Raw genomic sequence first — 15,768 nt, 5'->3', positions numbered from 1 at the left:
ATTATGTTGAACGTTGACAAACTGAATCAGTACTACGGCTCCTCGCACACGCTGCGCGGTGTTTCGCTGTCCCTCGAAAAAGGAAAATGCCTGGCGCTGCTGGGACGCAACGGCGTCGGCAAAACCACTTTGCTGAAATGCCTGATGGGCGTACTGCCCAGCGCCGCCGGCAGGATCACGCTGGAAGGACGCGACATCACCAACTTGAAGCCACACCAGCGTGCCGCGCTCGGGATTGCCTACGTGCCGCAAGGGCGGGAAATCTTCGCTCGCCTGTCGGTCGAAGAAAACCTGCTGATGGGAATGGCCACCAAGTCCGGCAAAAAGGCATTGCTGATCAAGGATGAAGTCTATGAACTGTTTCCGGTCCTCAAAGAGATGCTGCAGCGGCGCGGCGGCGACTTGTCCGGCGGCCAGCAGCAGCAACTGGCGATTGCCCGCGCCTTGCTGGCGGAACCGAAATTGATCATCCTGGACGAACCGACTGAAGGCATCCAGCCATCGATCATCAAGGATATCGGCCGCGTGATCCGCCTGCTGCGCCAGCGCGGCGACATCGGCATCCTGCTGTGCGAGCAGTACTTCGATTTCGCACGCGAACTGGCGGACAATTTCGTGGTGCTATCGCGCGGCGAAGTGGTGGCCTCCGGCAGCCATGAGGGCATGGATGATGAGAGCGTGAAACGACACTTGGCGGTATAGTGCCGCATGGACAACCTCACCCCATCCCTGCTGCTGCCTGCAGACGATCCGGCATTTGCGACGAAGGTCCAGAACAGCGCCAACCAGGCCTGGCTGTCGTTGCGCTTTGCCGACGACCGCGGCACTACACGCCTGCTCGAACGTGCCCATTACGGCCCGCTGCGGGTGCAGAAGGCGCTCTATCCAGAACATCCATCGGTCTGCCACGCCATCATCGTCCATCCGCCCGGCGGCGTGGTCGGCGGCGACCAATTGACGATCAAGGCCGAGGTCGGCGAACACGGTCACGCTTTCCTGACCACGCCCGGCGCCGCCAAGTGGTATCAAGGCAACGGCAAGATCTCGCAGCAGCAGGTGCGCCTGCAGATTGCCGATAAGGCAACCTTGGAATGGCTGCCGCAGGAAACCATTTTCTTCGACCAGGCCGATGTCGAACTTGACCATCAAGTTGAACTGCAGGGCGACGCACGTTATATCGGCGGCGAAATCCTGTGCTTCGGCCGCACCGCTTCGGGCGAATCGTTCGACAGCGGCCGCATCGCGCAGCACACCACCATCCGCCGCGATGGCAAGCTGTTGTGGTTTGAACAAGGCGCGTTGGGCGGTGGATCGGCCGCCATGCGCAGCCGATTGGGATTGGCGGATTGCACGGTCTGCGCCACGCTGATCGTGGCCGGCAAGGCTTTCCCGGCGGCCTTCGTGCAACAGCTGCGCGACGCCGCCAGCCAGCTATCGGCGGGCCAGGCCAGCGTTGGCGCCAGCCAGATCAAATCGCTGCTGGTGCTGCGCTACCTGGGACATTCCAGCGAACTGGCGCGGCAATGGATGATGCAGGCGTGGCAGCGGATTCGACCCGAATTATTGGAGCGCGAGGCACATATACCGCGTATCTGGAACACTTGATATTCGATGTTGCACGGCTACGTAATAGGCTAAAACACTTCACTATCCGAGCATTGTAAAAATTGGAAAAAACACATGGACCTGACACCGAGAGAGAAGGACAAGCTGCTGATATTCACCGCTGCTCTGCTGGCGGAGCGGCGGCTGGCGCGCGGCCTGAAGCTCAATTATCCCGAGGCCATCGCCTTGATCAGCGCCGCCATCATGGAGGGTGCGCGCGACGGCAAGAGCGTCGCCGAACTGATGTCTTACGGCAGCCAGATCCTGACCCGCGCCGACGTCATGGACGGCATCGCCGAAATGATTCCCGACATCCAGGTCGAAGCCACCTTCCCGGACGGCAGCAAGCTGGTCACCGTGCATCACCCGATCCCATAGTTGAAAAACCGGAGAACTTCATGATCCCAGGAGAAATGCTGATCCAGCCCGGCGATATCGAACTCAATGTCGGCCGCCGATGCAGCACCGTCACTGTCGCCAACAGCGGTGACCGGCCGATCCAGATCGGCTCGCACTTTCATTTTTACGAAGTCAATCCGGCACTGCTGTTTGAACGCCAGGATGCCTATGGCATGCGGCTCAACATCGCAGCCGGCACCGCGGTGCGCTTCGAACCGGGCCAGAAACGCACGGTCGAACTGGTGGAACTGGCCGGCGATCGCGTGGTGTATGGATTCAGCGGCAAGGTAATGGGTCCATTGCAGCCACACGCTTCAGACAATCTCGACGGGATCAAACAATGAGCCGCATATCGCGCCAAGCCTATTCCGAAATGTACGGCCCCACCACCGGCGACCGCATCCGCCTGGCTGACACCGGCCTCTTCATCGAGATAGAAAAAGATTACGCAACCTACGGCGAAGAAGTGAAATTCGGCGGCGGCAAGGTGATCCGCGACGGTATGGGCCAGTCGCAACGCATGCACAAAGACGTGATGGACACAGTCATCACCAACGCGGTAATCATCGACCACTGGGGCATCGTCAAGGCCGACATCGGTATCAAGGGCGGCAAGATCGCCGCCATCGGCAAAGCCGGCAATCCCGACATCCAGCCTGACGTCACCATGGTGATCGGCGGCGCGACCGAAATCATCGCCGGCGAAGGCAAGATCGTCACCGCCGGCGGCATCGACTCGCACATCCATTTCATCTGCCCGCAACAAATCGAAGAAGCCCTGATGAGCGGCGTCACGACCATGCTCGGCGGCGGCACTGGCCCGGCAGCAGGCACCGCCGCCACTACCTGCACGCCCGGTCCGTGGCACTTGCATGCGATGTTGTCGGCAGCCGATGCCTTCCCGATGAACCTGGGCTTCCTCGGTAAGGGTAACATCAGCCTGCCGGGACCATTGGAAGAGCAAATTCGCGCCGGCGCTATTGGTCTCAAACTGCATGAAGACTGGGGCTCGACGCCGGCCGCCATCGACAATTGCCTGTCAGTGGCCGACCGCATGGACGTGCAGGTAGCGATCCACAGCGACACCCTCAACGAAGGCGGCTTCCTGGAACATACGCTGGCCGCATTCAAGGACCGCACCATCCACACCTTCCATACCGAAGGCGCGGGTGGCGGCCATGCGCCGGACATCATCGCCGCGGTTGGCCACGGCAATGTGCTGCCCTCTTCCACCAATCCGACCCGGCCGTTCACTGTCAACACGCTCGACGAACATCTCGACATGCTGATGGTCTGCCATCACCTCGACGCCGCGATTGCCGAAGACGTAGCGTTCGCCGAATCGCGCATACGGCGCGAGACGATTGCCGCCGAAGACATCCTGCACGACATCGGCGCGATCAGCATGATGTCGTCGGATTCGCAGGCGATGGGCCGGGTCGGCGAGGTCATCATCCGTACCTGGCAAACCGCACACAAAATGAAGGCCCAGCGCGGCACGCTGCCTGAAGATGCAGGCAGCAAGGCCGATAATTTCCGGGTCAAGCGCTACATCGCCAAGTACACCATCAATCCAGCCATCACGCATGGCATCTCGCATGTGGTTGGCTCAATCGAGGTCGGCAAGATCGCCGACCTGGTGCTGTGGAAACCGGCTTTCTTCGGCGTCAAGCCATCGACCATCCTGAAGAGCGGCATGATCGCGGCGGCGCAGATGGGCGATCCGAATGCGTCGATCCCAACACCACAGCCGGTACATTACCGCATGATGTTCGGCGCTTACGGCGGCGGCCTCAAGACCTCGCTGACCTTTGTTTCGCAAGCGGCCTACGACGACGGCATCGGCGAACGCCTGAAGCTGAACAAGCCCGTTGTGCCGATCAAGGATGTGCGTCATCTGCGCAAGCATCACATGATCCACAACGGCGCCACGCCGCACATGGAAGTCAACCCCGAAACCTATGAAGTGCGCGCCGACGGCGATCTGCTTGTCTGCGAACCGGCCAGCATCCTGCCGCTGGCACAACGTTATTTCCTGTTCTGAACAACTGAAGAAACCGAATCACGATGTTAACTCTCAATACCAAGATAGAACACGCCGACAGGATCGACGGCGAACTGCGCCTGCCCTACGACCTGCGCGAAAAAAGCCGCCTGCGCGCCAAACTGGCGAACGGCGAAGAAGTCGGCGTCTTCACCGTGCGCGGTACGGTGTTGCGCCACGGCGATTTGCTGAAAGGATCCGATGAGGACGGCGTCGAACGCGTGATCCGCATCCTGGCTGCTGCCGAAGTGACTTACCGAGTCGAATGCGCCAATCCGCAAGCGCTGCTGCGTTGCGCCTTCCATCTCGGCAACCGCCACACGCAAGCGCATGTCGGCGACGGCTTCCTGCGCATCCGCAAGGATCTGGTGCTGAAGGAAATGCTGGAAGGCCTGCAGGCGACGGTGACGGAAGAATTGGCCGCGTTCGAGCCTGAGTCCGGCGCGTATGGCGGCGGCCACCATCATCACGATGGCTTGCTGGCGCCGGTGCCGTTGCGCCAGAAAATCCACCGCCCCGGCGACCAGAACCCAAGCTGATAAGTTGACGGACATCATGCACGCACCCGCGCTGCTCCATTTGCTGCAACTGGCGAGTCCATCGTTGCCGATCGGCGCCTACAGCTATTCGCAGGGGCTGGAGACAGCGATTGACAAAGGCTGGGTCAGTAATCACGAGTCGGCGCGCGGCTGGATCTGCGATCACCTGCAGCAAGTGGTGGCGGTATTCGAAGCGCCGATCCTGTGGCGTTTGCTGCAAGCCTTCGAGCGCCGCGACGGCGCTACAGTGCAGCTGTGGACGGAACGTTTCATCGCCGCCCGCGACAGCGCCGAGTTCCGCGCCGAAACCATCCAGATGGGCTACTCGCTGGGCAAGCTGGCAATCGAATTGCAGATTGGCGATGCTGAACTGCTGGCGATCCTGCAGGCGCAGCCGGAACTGCCGCTGCCTACCGCATTCGCCTACGCCGCAGTGGCGCTGCAGGTGCCGCACCAGGCCGCACTGCTGGGCATGCTGTTTTCCTGGGCGGAAAACCAGGTGCTGGTGTGCGTCAAATCGATTCCGCTCGGCCAGGTTGCCGGCCAACGCCTGCTGCTGTCCCTGCAACCCGAACTGCAACTGGCTGCCGACCGCGCGCAAGCCCTGGCCGATCGCGAACTGTGCAACTGGGCGCCCGGCCTGTCGCTGCTGTCGATGCAACATGAAGAACAATACAGTCGGCTATACCGTTCCTGAATCCATCATCCCCAATATTTTTTAAGCGAATCCAATGATGAACACTTCCTCGACATCCAACCCGCTGCGCGTCGGCATCGGTGGCCCGGTAGGCTCCGGCAAGACCGCCCTGTGCGAAATGCTATGCAAAGGCATGCGCGACAAATACGACATGGCAGTCATCACCAACGACATCTACACCAAGGAAGACATGGAGATCCTGCTGCGCGCCGATGCGCTGCCGGCCGAACGTCTGATGGGTGTGGAAACCGGCGGCTGCCCGCACACCGCGATCCGCGAGGATGCATCGATCAATCTGGAGGCCATCTCGCGCATGAGCGCGGACTTTCCCAATCTCGACCTGATCCTGCTGGAATCGGGCGGCGATAACCTGGCCGCCACCTTCAGCCCGGAACTGTCGGACCTGACCATCTATGTGATCGACGTTGCCGGCGGCGAAAAAATCCCGCGCAAGGGCGGCCCCGGCATCACCCGCTCCGACCTGCTGATCATCAACAAGACCGACCTCGCGCCGTATGTCGGCGCCAATCTTGACGTGATGGCGCATGACGCAAAAAAAATGCGCGGCGACCGCCCGTTCATCTTTACCAATCTGCGCAGCGGTGATGGCGTAGAACAGGTCATCGATTTCATCCGCAAGCAAGGCTTGCTGGATCAACCAAAATAATTTCACATCTCTATCAAGGAGCCCTGCCATGTCCCTTCCTTCCGCCAAAACCTGCGGCCGCGCCAGTGCGCTGGCGCTTGCCGTACTCGGCATCAGTTCCGCCTTCGCCCATCCCGGTCATCCGGACGCTTTCGGCTTCAACGATGGTTTCGCCCATCCGTTCTCCGGCATCGATCACTTGCTGGCGATGCTGGCGGTCGGTTTGTGGGCTGCGCAAAACAAGCGTCCTGCACTCTGGGTATTGCCGCTGGCGTTTCCGTTGATGATGGTGGCCGGGGCGCTGCTGGCGTTCGCCGGCGTGGCGGCGCCCGGCGTTGAAACCGGAATTGCCGCGTCGGTAGCGGTACTCGGCCTGTTGATCGCCTTTGCCATCCGCATGCCAGTTTGGGCCAGCGCCACGGTGGTATCGGTATTTGCACTGTTCCACGGCTATGCACATGGCAGCGAATTGCCGCACGGCGCGTCGGCTCTCTGGTATGGCGCCGGCTTTGTTGCGGCCACCGCGCTGTTGCATTTGCTGGGCTTGAGCATCGGTCTGATCGCCGGCCAGAAAATGGCTGCGCAAGCGGTGCGCGTCGGCGGTATTGCTATCGCTGCAGTCGGCGGTTATCTGCTGTCGGGCGCATTGTAGAAATTCAGTTGCAGCGCAATGGCTAGCGCGGATTGCGATAGCCATTGCATGCAAGAAGGCCGTTGATTTTGCAGCAGGATTGCAAAATCAACGGCCTTTTTTTATCCTCAGCCAAGCCGTGAAAAATATGATAACGTCATCGACCCCGGCTTGCGCTTTCAGACAGGACATGACATGACCACATCAATTGCATATCGGATTCCAGGCCGCGCCCGCGATCTCGGCGAACTGGTAGTACGCCGTGTGCTGCCGGCCGGCCGTCACCAAAGTGTCGGCCCCTTCCTTTTTTTCGATCACATGGGTCCGGTGGACTTCCCCAGCGGCGCCGGCATCGACGTCCGTCCGCATCCGCATATTGGGCTGGCAACCGTCACCTACCTGTTCGAAGGCGCTATCCGCCATCATGACAGCCTCGGCAACGACCAGGAAATCATCCCCGGCGATGTCAACTGGATGACCGCCGGACGCGGTATCGCCCATGCCGAGCGCACACCCGCAGATAAACGCGCCAGTGGCTGGCGCCTGCATGGCATCCAGACCTGGGTGGCATTGCCGCTGGCCGATGAAAAATGCGAACCATCGTTCGCCCATCATGCCGCGTCTACGCTGCCATTGATACGCGGCGACGGTTATCAACTGCGGATCATCGCCGGACGCGCCTTTGGCCAGGAAGCACCGGTCAAGGTGCACTCGCCAACCCTGTACGTTGCCGCGGAAATGCATGCCGGCGCACAATTCACGCTGGCAGCCGAATATCCACAGCAAGCAGTGTATGTCGCCAGCGGCAGCGTCACGATCGATGGAGAAGTTCTGGAAATGGGCGTGCTGGCAGTCTTGGAGGCAGGTGTCGCAGTGCAGATCGCAGCCAGCGAAGCATCGCAAGTCATGCTCTTGGGCGGCGCCCCGATTGATGGACCGCGCACCATCTGGTGGAATTTCGTGGCCAGCGACCCCGCCCTGATCGAAGCAGCAAAAGCCGACTGGCGTGAAGAGCGCTTCGATCCGGTACCCGGCGATGATGAACGGATACCGCTGCCGGAAGCATAAAAACATGCACCGCTACTAATGCTGAATAATCCGTAACCAGCCGCCCAAAAATGCCCGCAAGAATTGTGGGCATTTTTTATTCATGATCACGATTTCCAGCAGGCATCCCGAAAACCGCAAAAAACTATCCCGAAGGCAGCCCATGGCAAGCCGTGAGCCGCCGTCATGCCCCACTTCGGTGCAACAGCCACGTTAAAACCGCCAATCCATGTTATTCGCTAACATTTTTTGGCGCGAAAACCCAACTACGAATAAACTTCATACTTTGAGATGAAATTTCATCCTTCGGGATGAATGTGGACTTCATCCAGGCACGCATTGCCCTCAAATATTAGCAATCTGCAAACTGCGATTTGAAGCCGGGATTTAAAACAGAATTAACACGCCCTTAAGCTTGGTGAAAGCAAACACCAATATCATGTGGCGGCAACAACCAACGCATTAACCGCTAGGAGAGTTACAGTGACTGCAAGTAAATCAACCATCATCTACACCCTGACCGACGAAGCACCGCTGCTGGCGACCGCTTCTTTCCTGCCTATCATCAAGACTTTCGCTGCACCGGCAGGGATCGACGTCGTCAAGAGCGACATTTCGGTGGCGGCGCGGATTCTTGCCGAGTTCTCGGACAGCTTGAAGCCAGAGCAAAAAGTACCGGACAACCTGGCTGAACTGGGCCGCCTGACCCAGCTCCCGGAAACCAACATCATCAAGCTGCCGAATATCAGCGCTTCGGTACCTCAGTTGATCGCGGCAATCCGCGAACTGCAGGCCGGCGGCTACAACATCCCTGACTACCCGGAAGATCCGAAGTCGGAAGAAGACAAGGCAATCCAGAAGCGTTACTCGAAGATCATCGGCAGCGCCGTCAATCCGGTCCTGCGCGAAGGCAATTCCGACCGCCGCGCGCCAGCCGCAGTGAAGCGCTACGCGCGCAAGCACCCGCACTCGATGTCCAAGTGGAGCCCTGCTTCGCGCACCCACGTTTCGCACATGCACGGCGGCGACTTCTACGCCAGCGAAAAATGCCTGACACTGGCTGAAGCCTGCGACGTCCGCATGGAACTGGTCACCAAGGCCGGCGAAACTGTCGTCCTAAAAAATAAAGTATCGCTGCTGGCCGGTGAAATCATCGACAGCATGTTCATGAGCAAGAAGGCCCTGTGCGCCTTCTACGAAGAGCAAATGGAAGATGCGCGCGAAACTGGCGTCATGCTGTCGCTGCACGTCAAGGCGACCATGATGAAGGTCTCGCACCCGATCGTGTTCGGCCATGCTGTAAAGATTTTCTACAAGGACGCTTTCGCCAAGCACGGCAAGCTGTTCGAAGAACTGGGCGTGAACGCCAACAACGGCCTCTCCAGCGTCTACGAAAAGATCGCCACGCTGCCGGAATCGAAGCGCGATGAAGTGATCAAGGATCTGCACGCCTGCCACGAACACCGTCCGGAACTGGCGATGGTCGATTCGGCCAAGGGCATCTCCAACCTGCACGCACCGAACGACGTCATCGTTGACGCTTCGATGCCAGCGATGATCCGCCTCGGCGGCAAGATGTGGGGCGCCGATGGCCGTCCTAAGGATACCAAAGCGGTGATCCCGGAAAGCACCTTCGCCCGCATCTATCAAGAAATGATCAATTTCTGCAAGACCAACGGCGCTTTCGATCCGACCACCATGGGCACCGTGCCGAACGTCGGCCTGATGGCGCAGAAGGCGGAAGAATACGGTTCGCACGACAAGACTTTTGAAGTGCCGGCCGATGGCGTGGCGCGCATCGTCAAGCTCGACGGCACCGTGCTGCTGGAACAGAACGTTGAAGAAGGCGACATCTGGCGCATGTGCCAGGTCAAGGACGAGCCGATCCGCGACTGGGTCAAGCTGGCGGTCAACCGCGCGCGCCTGTCCGGCATGCCGGCGATTTTCTGGCTGGACGAGTACCGTCCGCACGAAGCCGAACTGATCAAGAAAGTTCGCGCCTACCTGAAAGAGTACGACCTGACCGGCCTGGATATCCAGATCATGTCGCAAGTACGCGCCATGCGCTACACGCTGGAACGCGTGATCCGCGGCAAGGACACCATCTCGGTCACCGGTAACATCCTGCGCGACTACCTGACCGACCTGTTCCCGATCATGGAACTGGGCACCAGCGCCAAGATGTTGTCGATCGTTCCGCTGATGGCTGGCGGCGGCATGTTTGAAACCGGCGCCGGCGGCTCCGCGCCTAAGCATGTCAAGCAACTGGTGGAAGAGAATCACCTGCGTTGGGATTCGCTAGGCGAGTTCCTGGCGTTGGCGGTATCGCTGGAAGACATGGGCATCAAGACCGGCAACAACAAGGCCAAGATCCTGGCGAAAACCCTGGACGATGCCACCGGCAAGCTGCTCGACAACAACCAGTCGCCATCGCCACGCACCGGCGAGCTGGACAATCGCGGCAGCCAGTTTTACCTGGCCCTGTACTGGGCACAGGCGTTGGCGGCACAAACCGAAGACAAGGAATTGCAGGCGCATTTCGCACCGCTGGCCAAGACCCTGACCGAGAACGAGCAAAAGATCGCCGCCGAACTCAAGGACGTGCAAGGCCATGCAGTGGATATCGGCGGCTACTTCCTGCCAGACCCGAAGAAGGTCGAAGCTGTCATGTGCCCAAGCGCTACCTTCAACGCAGCATTGAGCGCCGCGCGCGTTTGATCGTAATGTAAAAAATGGATCTGCGCAGCGCGCGCAGAAAACAATCCTGCATGACCCAATGCCGTTCAGTTCAGACTGAACGGCATTTTTATTTGTGAAAGCTGATTCGTCGACGTGGCCGGATGAAATTCACGCGCATAAAAAAACGACCCGCTCGCATTAGCGAACCGGTCGTTGAATATTGGTGCCAAATAATTTTGCAACCTGTTAAAGATGCCGCTGACAAAAGCATCTTTTACCGATAAAGGAGAAGACTCCCGGAACCCAGTCCTATCTGGAAAGTGGCCCCGGCGAAAGGTGAATCTACTCTTGTATCGGCTCCTCGAAAGGAAAACGCTGCGCCCGAAATTGCTGCGGATGTCCGCAGTGTCACCGATAAAGGAGAAGACTCCCGGAACCCAGTCCTATCTGGAAAGTGGCCCCGGCGAAAGGTGAATCTACTCTTGTATCGGTTCCTCGAAAGGAAAACGCTGCGCCCGAAATTGCTGCGGATGTCCGCAGTGTCACCGATAAAGGAGAAGACTCCCGAAACCCAGTCCTATCTGGAAAGTGGCCCCGGTGAAAGGTGAATCTACTCTTATATCGGTTCCTCGAAAGGAAAACGTTGCGCCCGAAATTACTGCGGATGTCCGCAGTTTCACCGATAAAGGAGAAGACTCCCGGAACCCAGTCCTATCTGGAAAGTGGCCCCGGCGAAAGGTGAATCAACTCTTGTATCGGACCTCGCAAGGAGGTGGCGACGATGATGTGACTCCAGAAAAAACCATGCGCGCAGCATACGCTGCAACGGCACATCAGGAGAAAATCAAGGCAGGATTTTTTACTGAAATGGTAAGGAAGATTTAATCATCTTCCTTACCTGGAATATGGAGCGGGAGAAGAGTCTCGAACTCTCGACCTCAACCTTGGCAAGGTTGCGCTCTACCAACTGAGCTACTCCCGCGTATGGAGTCTGGAGGCGGGGGTCGGGATCGAACCGGCGTAAACGGCTTTGCAGGCCGCTGCATAACCACTTTGCTACCCCGCCAGGGGTGTTATACCTACCGCAAAATCAAAGCAATACTGGTTGCACTATAACTTCAACCAACACGATCAGCTACTGACTTCACATAAAAAAAGGAAGCTTTATCCAGCTTCCTTTTTTGAATCTGGAGCGGGAGAAGAGTCTCGAACTCTCGACCTCAACCTTGGCAAGGTTGCGCTCTACCAACTGAGCTACTCCCGCATTTTTTTACTGCTGTTACTTCTTTGTCTGCATCAACTACAGAGACGACATTATAGTTGTTCTGCAGACTTTGTCAATAATTTTAAAAACTTTTCATCAAATATTTTTTAAAACACCGACTTTTACTTCACTGCCTGTTGCTTTCTTTCACTGCAGTGCTTTCTTTGATCAGCGGCCACGCTTTACGTAAATAATAAAACATGGACCAGACTGTCAGCACTGCGGCAATCCACAACAGTACCTGCCCCCAGAAACGGGTGTCGATACCGAACAGGACGCCATAATACAACAACATTGGGATCGCCACCATCTGTGCAGTAGTTTTAATTTTTCCGATAGAGCTGACCGCCACCGATTTCGAAGCGCCGATCTGCGCCATCCACTCACGCAACGCGCTGATCGCGATCTCGCGACCGATGATAACAAACGCAATGATCGGATCGACCCGCCCCAGATGCACCAGCACCAGCAAGGCGCCGGCGACCATCAGCTTGTCGGCGACCGGATCAAGAAACGCGCCGAATGCCGAGGTCTGGTTCCAGCGCCGCGCCAGGAAGCCGTCAAACCAGTCAGTCACGGCAGCAACGATGAATACGATGGTCGATGCCAATCCTAATTGCAAGGTCGAAAAACCGAGATGAGGAAAGATATCCGGAACATAGAAAACGCCGACCACCAACGGAATCAAGGCAACCCGCAACCAGGTCAGTAAAATCGGTATATTAAATGGCATAAATAGTTTTATTGATAAGGAGCTAGCTGTCCGTCTGTCAATTATCTAGCAGTATGCCGCCGTTGGGAAACAAAACCTGCATTCCAATTGACGGCGATGCAACATGCGACACCATCGCCGGCATGAATTCAATGTAACTGCTTATAGATTTCCTCGGCCAGCTGACGCGAAATTCCCTCGACCGACGCAATATCCTCAATGCTGGCATCAGCCACTCCGCGCAAGCCGCCAAAGCGCGCCAGCAGCTTTTGACGACGCTTGGCGCCGATACCCTCGATCTCTTCCAGGCGCGAGCTCTGGCGCGCTTTTGCGCGCTTGGCGCGCATGCCGGTGATGGCGAAGCGGTGCGCCTCGTCGCGGATCTGCGCAATCAGCATCAGCGCCGCCGACTCCTTGCCCAATTCGCGTGCGGCGCGGCCATCGGCGAAAATCAGCGTCTCCAAACCGACCTTGCGCCCTTCCCCTTTGGCGACACCGACGATCAGGCTGATATCCAATCCCAGCTCCGCCAACACCTGGCGCGCCATTTCGACCTGGCCCTTGCCGCCGTCGATCAGCACGATGTCAGGCATCACGCCGTCACCATTGGCCACTTTCTCGTAACGCCGCATCAGCACTTGCCGCATCGCCGCGTAATCGTCGCCCGGCGTGATGTCCTTGATGTTGTAGCGACGATACTCGCCGTTCTGCATCGTGTGATGATGGAACACCACGCAGGAAGCCTGGGTCGCCTCACCGGAAGTGTGGCTGATGTCGAAACACTCGACGCGCAAGTTGTCGATATCCTCGATTTCCAGCGCCAGCACATCCACCAGCGCACGCGTGCGGGCCTGTTGCGATCCCTGCTCCGACAGCAGCCGCGCCAGCGAAATCTCGGCGCCCTTGTGCGCCATCTCCAGCCATTGACGACGCTGTCCCTGCGGTTGGAACAGCAGGTTGATACGATGTCCGCATTGTTCCATCAGTGCCACCATCAGCGCCGGTTCGTCGAATTCAATATTCAGAATCAGGGTGCCGGGAATGAATGCGTCGACATAGTGTTGCGCCAGGAATGCCCTGAGCACTGCAAGCTCGACGGTTTCCCCAACTACCTCTTCCGGGCTCGACAACGCGCCGTCAACATGACTAGGAAAGTAAGCGCGATCGCCCAGGTGACGGCCGCCACGCACCATCGCCAGATTGACGCAAGCGCGACCGCCCTGCACGATCACGGCAATAATGTCGATATCGCTGTCGCCGGTGGTTTCCATGCTCTGCTGGTGCAGCACGCGTGACAACGCAGTGATCTGGTTGCGCACCCCTGCCGCCTGTTCGAACTTCAGTTCGGCGGCGTAGGCATGCATCTTCTGCTCCAATGTACTCAGCACCTCAGTTTGCCGGCCGCGCAGGAATTTGGCGGCATTGTCGACATCCACCAAATAGTCGTCCTGGCTGATCAGGTTAACGCACGGCGCGCTGCAACGCTGGATCTGGTGCAGCAGGCAAGGCCGGGTACGATTGGCAAATACGCTGTCTTCGCAGGTACGCAGCAAAAACACTTTCTGCAGGATCTGCATCGACTCCTTGACCGCCCAGGCGTTCGGGAAAGGACCAAAGTATTGGTTCTTCTTGTCGACCGCGCCGCGATAATAGGCCATGCGCGGATATTCCTGGTTGCTCAGCTTCAGGTAGGGATAGGATTTGTCGTCGCGGAACAGGATGTTGTAGCGCGGCTGCAGCGTCTTGATCAGATTGCTTTCCAGGATCAGCGCTTCCGCCTCGCTACGCGTGACGGTGGTCTCCAGGCGCGCGATACGCTCGACCATCATCGCGGTGCGCGGACTGGCCAGGTTCTTCTGGAAATAGCTCGACACCCGCTTCTTCAGATCGCGCGCCTTGCCGACATACAGGATATTGTCGGCCGCATCGAAATAGCGATATACGCCAGGCAGGTTCGGCAGCTTGGCGACGGTGTCCAGCACCACCGCGCGCGGATCTGGAATCTCTACTTCACTCATGGCTCAACGCTCTTGATCATTACAGCAATGCCTGCACCAGTGCTTTGGCGGCCTGATAACGCGCATCCAGCTGCAACGCAGTCCAATCCAGTGCCGCCGATTGCGGCAGCAGCGTGGCGAGGCGCGCAGCAGATTCGGCTGCCTGCGGATCATCGGCGGCAACGTGCAATCCGGCCAGCAGCTGATCGGCTTTGTCCGGCGAATTACAGATCAGCACCACGTCGCAACCGGCCTGCAGCGCCGCCTTGGCGCCATCGAGCACGCCGCCAGCCGAACTGGCCGCTTCCATGCTCAAGTCGTCGCTGAAGATGACGCCGTTGAAACCGATATCCTTGCGCAAGATGGTTAGCCATTTCTTGGAAAAACCCGCCGAGCGCTTGTCCACTTTCGAATAGATCACATGTGCCGGCATCACTGCCGCCAGGCTCATGCCAAGCCAGTCATACGGCTTCACATCTTCTTCCATGATCTGTTCCAGGCTGCGCTCGTCGACCGGGATCGAATGATGCGAATCGCCCTCGACGTAACCATGCCCAGGAAAATGCTTGCCGCAGTTGGCCATACCGGCCAGCGCCAGGCCGTGGTTCACGCTCTTCGCCAGCAACGTGACGACACGCGGATCGCGATGGAAGGCGCGCTCGCCGATCACCGTCGATCCGCCAAAATCGAGATCCAGCACCGGCGTGAAAGACAGGTCGACGCCGCAGGCGCGCAGCTCACTGGCAAGCACGAAACCGAGCGCAGTCGCCGCCTTGGTTGCACCGAGCACATCGCGTTCCCAATATTGGCCAAGTACGCGCATCGCCGGCAGACGCGTAAAACCGTCGGTGCGAAAGCGTTGCACACGCCCGCCTTCATGATCGACCGCAATCAGGATGCCTGGACGCGCGGCATGAATCGCGGCGGTCAAGGCCGTCAATTGCGCGCGATCCTGGAAATTGCGCGTGAACAGGATCACACCGCCGGTCAGCGGATGCTGGATGCGGCGGATATCGTCTGCCGTCAGGCTGGTTCCAACCACATCCAGCATGACCGGACCAAGCGTATTCACACCAACCTCACCGCCACCTGCAACACCACTCATGACTTCTCCACTATGACGAAGGCGACCGCGTACTCCACTTCATCGGTGATCGACACCTGTGCGGTCAAACCGTTTTTTTTCATAAATTCTTCAAGCGCCTGGTTGACCACCACGATGGGCCGGCCGCTGGGCGCGTTCAAGGTTTGCATCGCGCGCCAGGTCATCGGCATCCTCATCCCCAGGCCGAGCGCCTTGGAAAAAGCCTCCTTGGCGGCAAAGCGCGTCGCCAGAAAACGAATCCCGCGCGCCTCGACCTTGGCTTTGCGCTGCAGGTATTTTTCCATCTCCTGCGGACCGAGTATCTTTCCCGCAAAGCGGTCGCCATTGCGCTGCAGCGCCGCTTCAATGCGTGGAATCTGGATGATGTCAGTACCAATGCCGTAGATCATCGCAAGCCTTCTCT

15 protein-coding genes and 3 tRNA genes are annotated in these 15,768 nt (G+C 58.4%); 11 read left to right on the top strand and 7 right to left on the bottom strand.

Going from position 1 to position 15,768, the window contains the following annotated elements; translation table 11 throughout:
- The first annotated feature begins 3 nt into the window (after positions 1–3).
- The 11 genes from urtE to ACIPF8_RS20685 all read left to right on the top strand — a co-directional run bounded on the left by urtE (position 4) and on the right by ACIPF8_RS20685 (position 10,326).
- Positions 4–702 (top strand): urea ABC transporter ATP-binding subunit UrtE, encoded by a 699-nt coding sequence (gene urtE / locus ACIPF8_RS20735; protein ID WP_400424720.1) that lies wholly within the window; start codon positions 4–6, stop codon positions 700–702.
- Between the two features lie 6 nt (positions 703–708).
- The gene (locus tag ACIPF8_RS20730; RefSeq protein ID WP_400424717.1) at positions 709–1,605 is read left to right on the top strand and encodes an urease accessory protein UreD; all 897 of its coding nucleotides are present in this window, start codon (positions 709–711) and stop codon (positions 1,603–1,605) included.
- A gap of 75 nt (positions 1,606–1,680) precedes the next feature.
- Positions 1,681–1,983, top strand: a complete 303-nt coding sequence (locus tag ACIPF8_RS20725) for an urease subunit gamma (RefSeq protein ID WP_061532893.1) — start codon at positions 1,681–1,683, stop codon at positions 1,981–1,983.
- Between the two features lie 20 nt (positions 1,984–2,003).
- Positions 2,004–2,348 (top strand): urease subunit beta, encoded by a 345-nt coding sequence (locus tag ACIPF8_RS20720; RefSeq protein WP_400424713.1) that lies wholly within the window; start codon positions 2,004–2,006, stop codon positions 2,346–2,348.
- Positions 2,345–4,048, top strand: coding sequence for an urease subunit alpha (ureC, locus tag ACIPF8_RS20715; RefSeq protein WP_400424710.1), 1,704 nt, complete (start codon positions 2,345–2,347; stop codon positions 4,046–4,048). The genes ACIPF8_RS20720 and ureC overlap by 4 nt, the downstream gene beginning before the upstream one ends.
- Before the next feature lie 23 nt (positions 4,049–4,071).
- Positions 4,072–4,587: an urease accessory protein UreE gene (gene ureE / locus ACIPF8_RS20710; RefSeq protein ID WP_400424707.1), complete on the top strand. Its 516-nt coding sequence runs from the start codon at positions 4,072–4,074 to the stop codon at positions 4,585–4,587.
- Between the two features lie 16 nt (positions 4,588–4,603).
- On the top strand, positions 4,604–5,284 hold the full coding sequence (locus ACIPF8_RS20705) for an urease accessory protein UreF (RefSeq protein WP_400424704.1): 681 nt from the start codon (positions 4,604–4,606) through the stop codon (positions 5,282–5,284).
- Positions 5,285–5,321: 37 nt separating this feature from the next.
- On the top strand, positions 5,322–5,951 hold the full coding sequence (gene ureG, locus ACIPF8_RS20700) for an urease accessory protein UreG (RefSeq protein ID WP_061537543.1): 630 nt from the start codon (positions 5,322–5,324) through the stop codon (positions 5,949–5,951).
- Positions 5,952–5,979: 28 nt separating this feature from the next.
- On the top strand, positions 5,980–6,582 hold the full coding sequence (locus ACIPF8_RS20695; RefSeq protein ID WP_400424701.1) for a HupE/UreJ family protein: 603 nt from the start codon (positions 5,980–5,982) through the stop codon (positions 6,580–6,582).
- A gap of 174 nt (positions 6,583–6,756) precedes the next feature.
- Positions 6,757–7,629, top strand: a complete 873-nt coding sequence (locus ACIPF8_RS20690; RefSeq protein ID WP_400424698.1) for a pirin family protein — start codon at positions 6,757–6,759, stop codon at positions 7,627–7,629.
- Between the two features lie 462 nt (positions 7,630–8,091).
- Entirely contained in the window at positions 8,092–10,326 is a 2,235-nt protein-coding gene (locus ACIPF8_RS20685; RefSeq protein ID WP_400424695.1) for an NADP-dependent isocitrate dehydrogenase, read from the top strand.
- Between the two features lie 867 nt (positions 10,327–11,193).
- Here the strand turns inward: ACIPF8_RS20685 and ACIPF8_RS20680 are convergent.
- From ACIPF8_RS20680 to acpS, 7 genes are all read right to left on the bottom strand, one after another.
- Positions 11,194–11,269, bottom strand: a tRNA-Gly gene (locus ACIPF8_RS20680).
- Positions 11,270–11,279: 10 nt separating this feature from the next.
- Positions 11,280–11,353, bottom strand: a tRNA-Cys gene (locus ACIPF8_RS20675).
- 122 nt (positions 11,354–11,475) lie between these two features.
- Positions 11,476–11,551, bottom strand: a tRNA-Gly gene (locus tag ACIPF8_RS20670).
- Positions 11,552–11,678: 127 nt separating this feature from the next.
- Entirely contained in the window at positions 11,679–12,284 is a 606-nt protein-coding gene (pgsA, locus tag ACIPF8_RS20665; protein ID WP_400424692.1) for a CDP-diacylglycerol--glycerol-3-phosphate 3-phosphatidyltransferase, read from the bottom strand.
- A 128-nt stretch (positions 12,285–12,412) separates the two neighbouring features.
- Positions 12,413–14,281, bottom strand: coding sequence for an excinuclease ABC subunit UvrC (gene uvrC / locus ACIPF8_RS20660; RefSeq protein ID WP_400424690.1), 1,869 nt, complete (start codon positions 14,279–14,281; stop codon positions 12,413–12,415).
- 19 nt (positions 14,282–14,300) lie between these two features.
- The gene (nagZ, locus tag ACIPF8_RS20655) at positions 14,301–15,365 is read right to left on the bottom strand and encodes a beta-N-acetylhexosaminidase (protein ID WP_400424687.1); all 1,065 of its coding nucleotides are present in this window, start codon (positions 15,363–15,365) and stop codon (positions 14,301–14,303) included.
- The gene (gene acpS, locus ACIPF8_RS20650; protein ID WP_400424684.1) at positions 15,362–15,754 is read right to left on the bottom strand and encodes a holo-ACP synthase; all 393 of its coding nucleotides are present in this window, start codon (positions 15,752–15,754) and stop codon (positions 15,362–15,364) included. The genes nagZ and acpS overlap by 4 nt, the downstream gene beginning before the upstream one ends.
- Between the last annotated feature and the right edge of the window lie 14 nt (positions 15,755–15,768).

This window comes from Collimonas sp. NPDC087041, assembly GCF_044745265.1.
In the GTDB taxonomy this organism is placed as follows: Bacteria; Pseudomonadota; Gammaproteobacteria; order Burkholderiales; family Burkholderiaceae_D; genus Collimonas.
The sequence above is the reverse complement of the archived record's forward strand: the minus strand, read 5'-3'. Positions and strand labels throughout refer to the sequence as shown.

Excerpts from the sequence above, each read along its gene's own strand:
- ACIPF8_RS20725 (WP_061532893.1), top strand. The coding sequence starts at position 1,681 with ATGGACCTGACACCGAGAGAGAAGGACAAGCTGCTGATATTCACCGCT.
- uvrC (WP_400424690.1), bottom strand. The coding sequence starts at position 14,281 with ATGAGTGAAGTAGAGATTCCAGATCCGCGCGCGGTGGTGCTGGACACC.
- ureC (WP_400424710.1), top strand. The coding sequence starts at position 2,345 with ATGAGCCGCATATCGCGCCAAGCCTATTCCGAAATGTACGGCCCCACC.
- ACIPF8_RS20705 (WP_400424704.1), top strand. The coding sequence starts at position 4,604 with ATGCACGCACCCGCGCTGCTCCATTTGCTGCAACTGGCGAGTCCATCG.
- ACIPF8_RS20720 (WP_400424713.1), top strand. The coding sequence starts at position 2,004 with ATGATCCCAGGAGAAATGCTGATCCAGCCCGGCGATATCGAACTCAAT.
- ureE (WP_400424707.1), top strand. The coding sequence starts at position 4,072 with ATGTTAACTCTCAATACCAAGATAGAACACGCCGACAGGATCGACGGC.
- acpS (WP_400424684.1), bottom strand. The coding sequence starts at position 15,754 with ATGATCTACGGCATTGGTACTGACATCATCCAGATTCCACGCATTGAA.
- ureG (WP_061537543.1), top strand. The coding sequence starts at position 5,322 with ATGAACACTTCCTCGACATCCAACCCGCTGCGCGTCGGCATCGGTGGC.
- ACIPF8_RS20730 (WP_400424717.1), top strand. The coding sequence starts at position 709 with ATGGACAACCTCACCCCATCCCTGCTGCTGCCTGCAGACGATCCGGCA.
- nagZ (WP_400424687.1), bottom strand. The coding sequence starts at position 15,365 with ATGAGTGGTGTTGCAGGTGGCGGTGAGGTTGGTGTGAATACGCTTGGT.
- ACIPF8_RS20695 (WP_400424701.1), top strand. The coding sequence starts at position 5,980 with ATGTCCCTTCCTTCCGCCAAAACCTGCGGCCGCGCCAGTGCGCTGGCG.
- ACIPF8_RS20690 (WP_400424698.1), top strand. The coding sequence starts at position 6,757 with ATGACCACATCAATTGCATATCGGATTCCAGGCCGCGCCCGCGATCTC.
- urtE (WP_400424720.1), top strand. The coding sequence starts at position 4 with ATGTTGAACGTTGACAAACTGAATCAGTACTACGGCTCCTCGCACACG.
- pgsA (WP_400424692.1), bottom strand. The coding sequence starts at position 12,284 with ATGCCATTTAATATACCGATTTTACTGACCTGGTTGCGGGTTGCCTTG.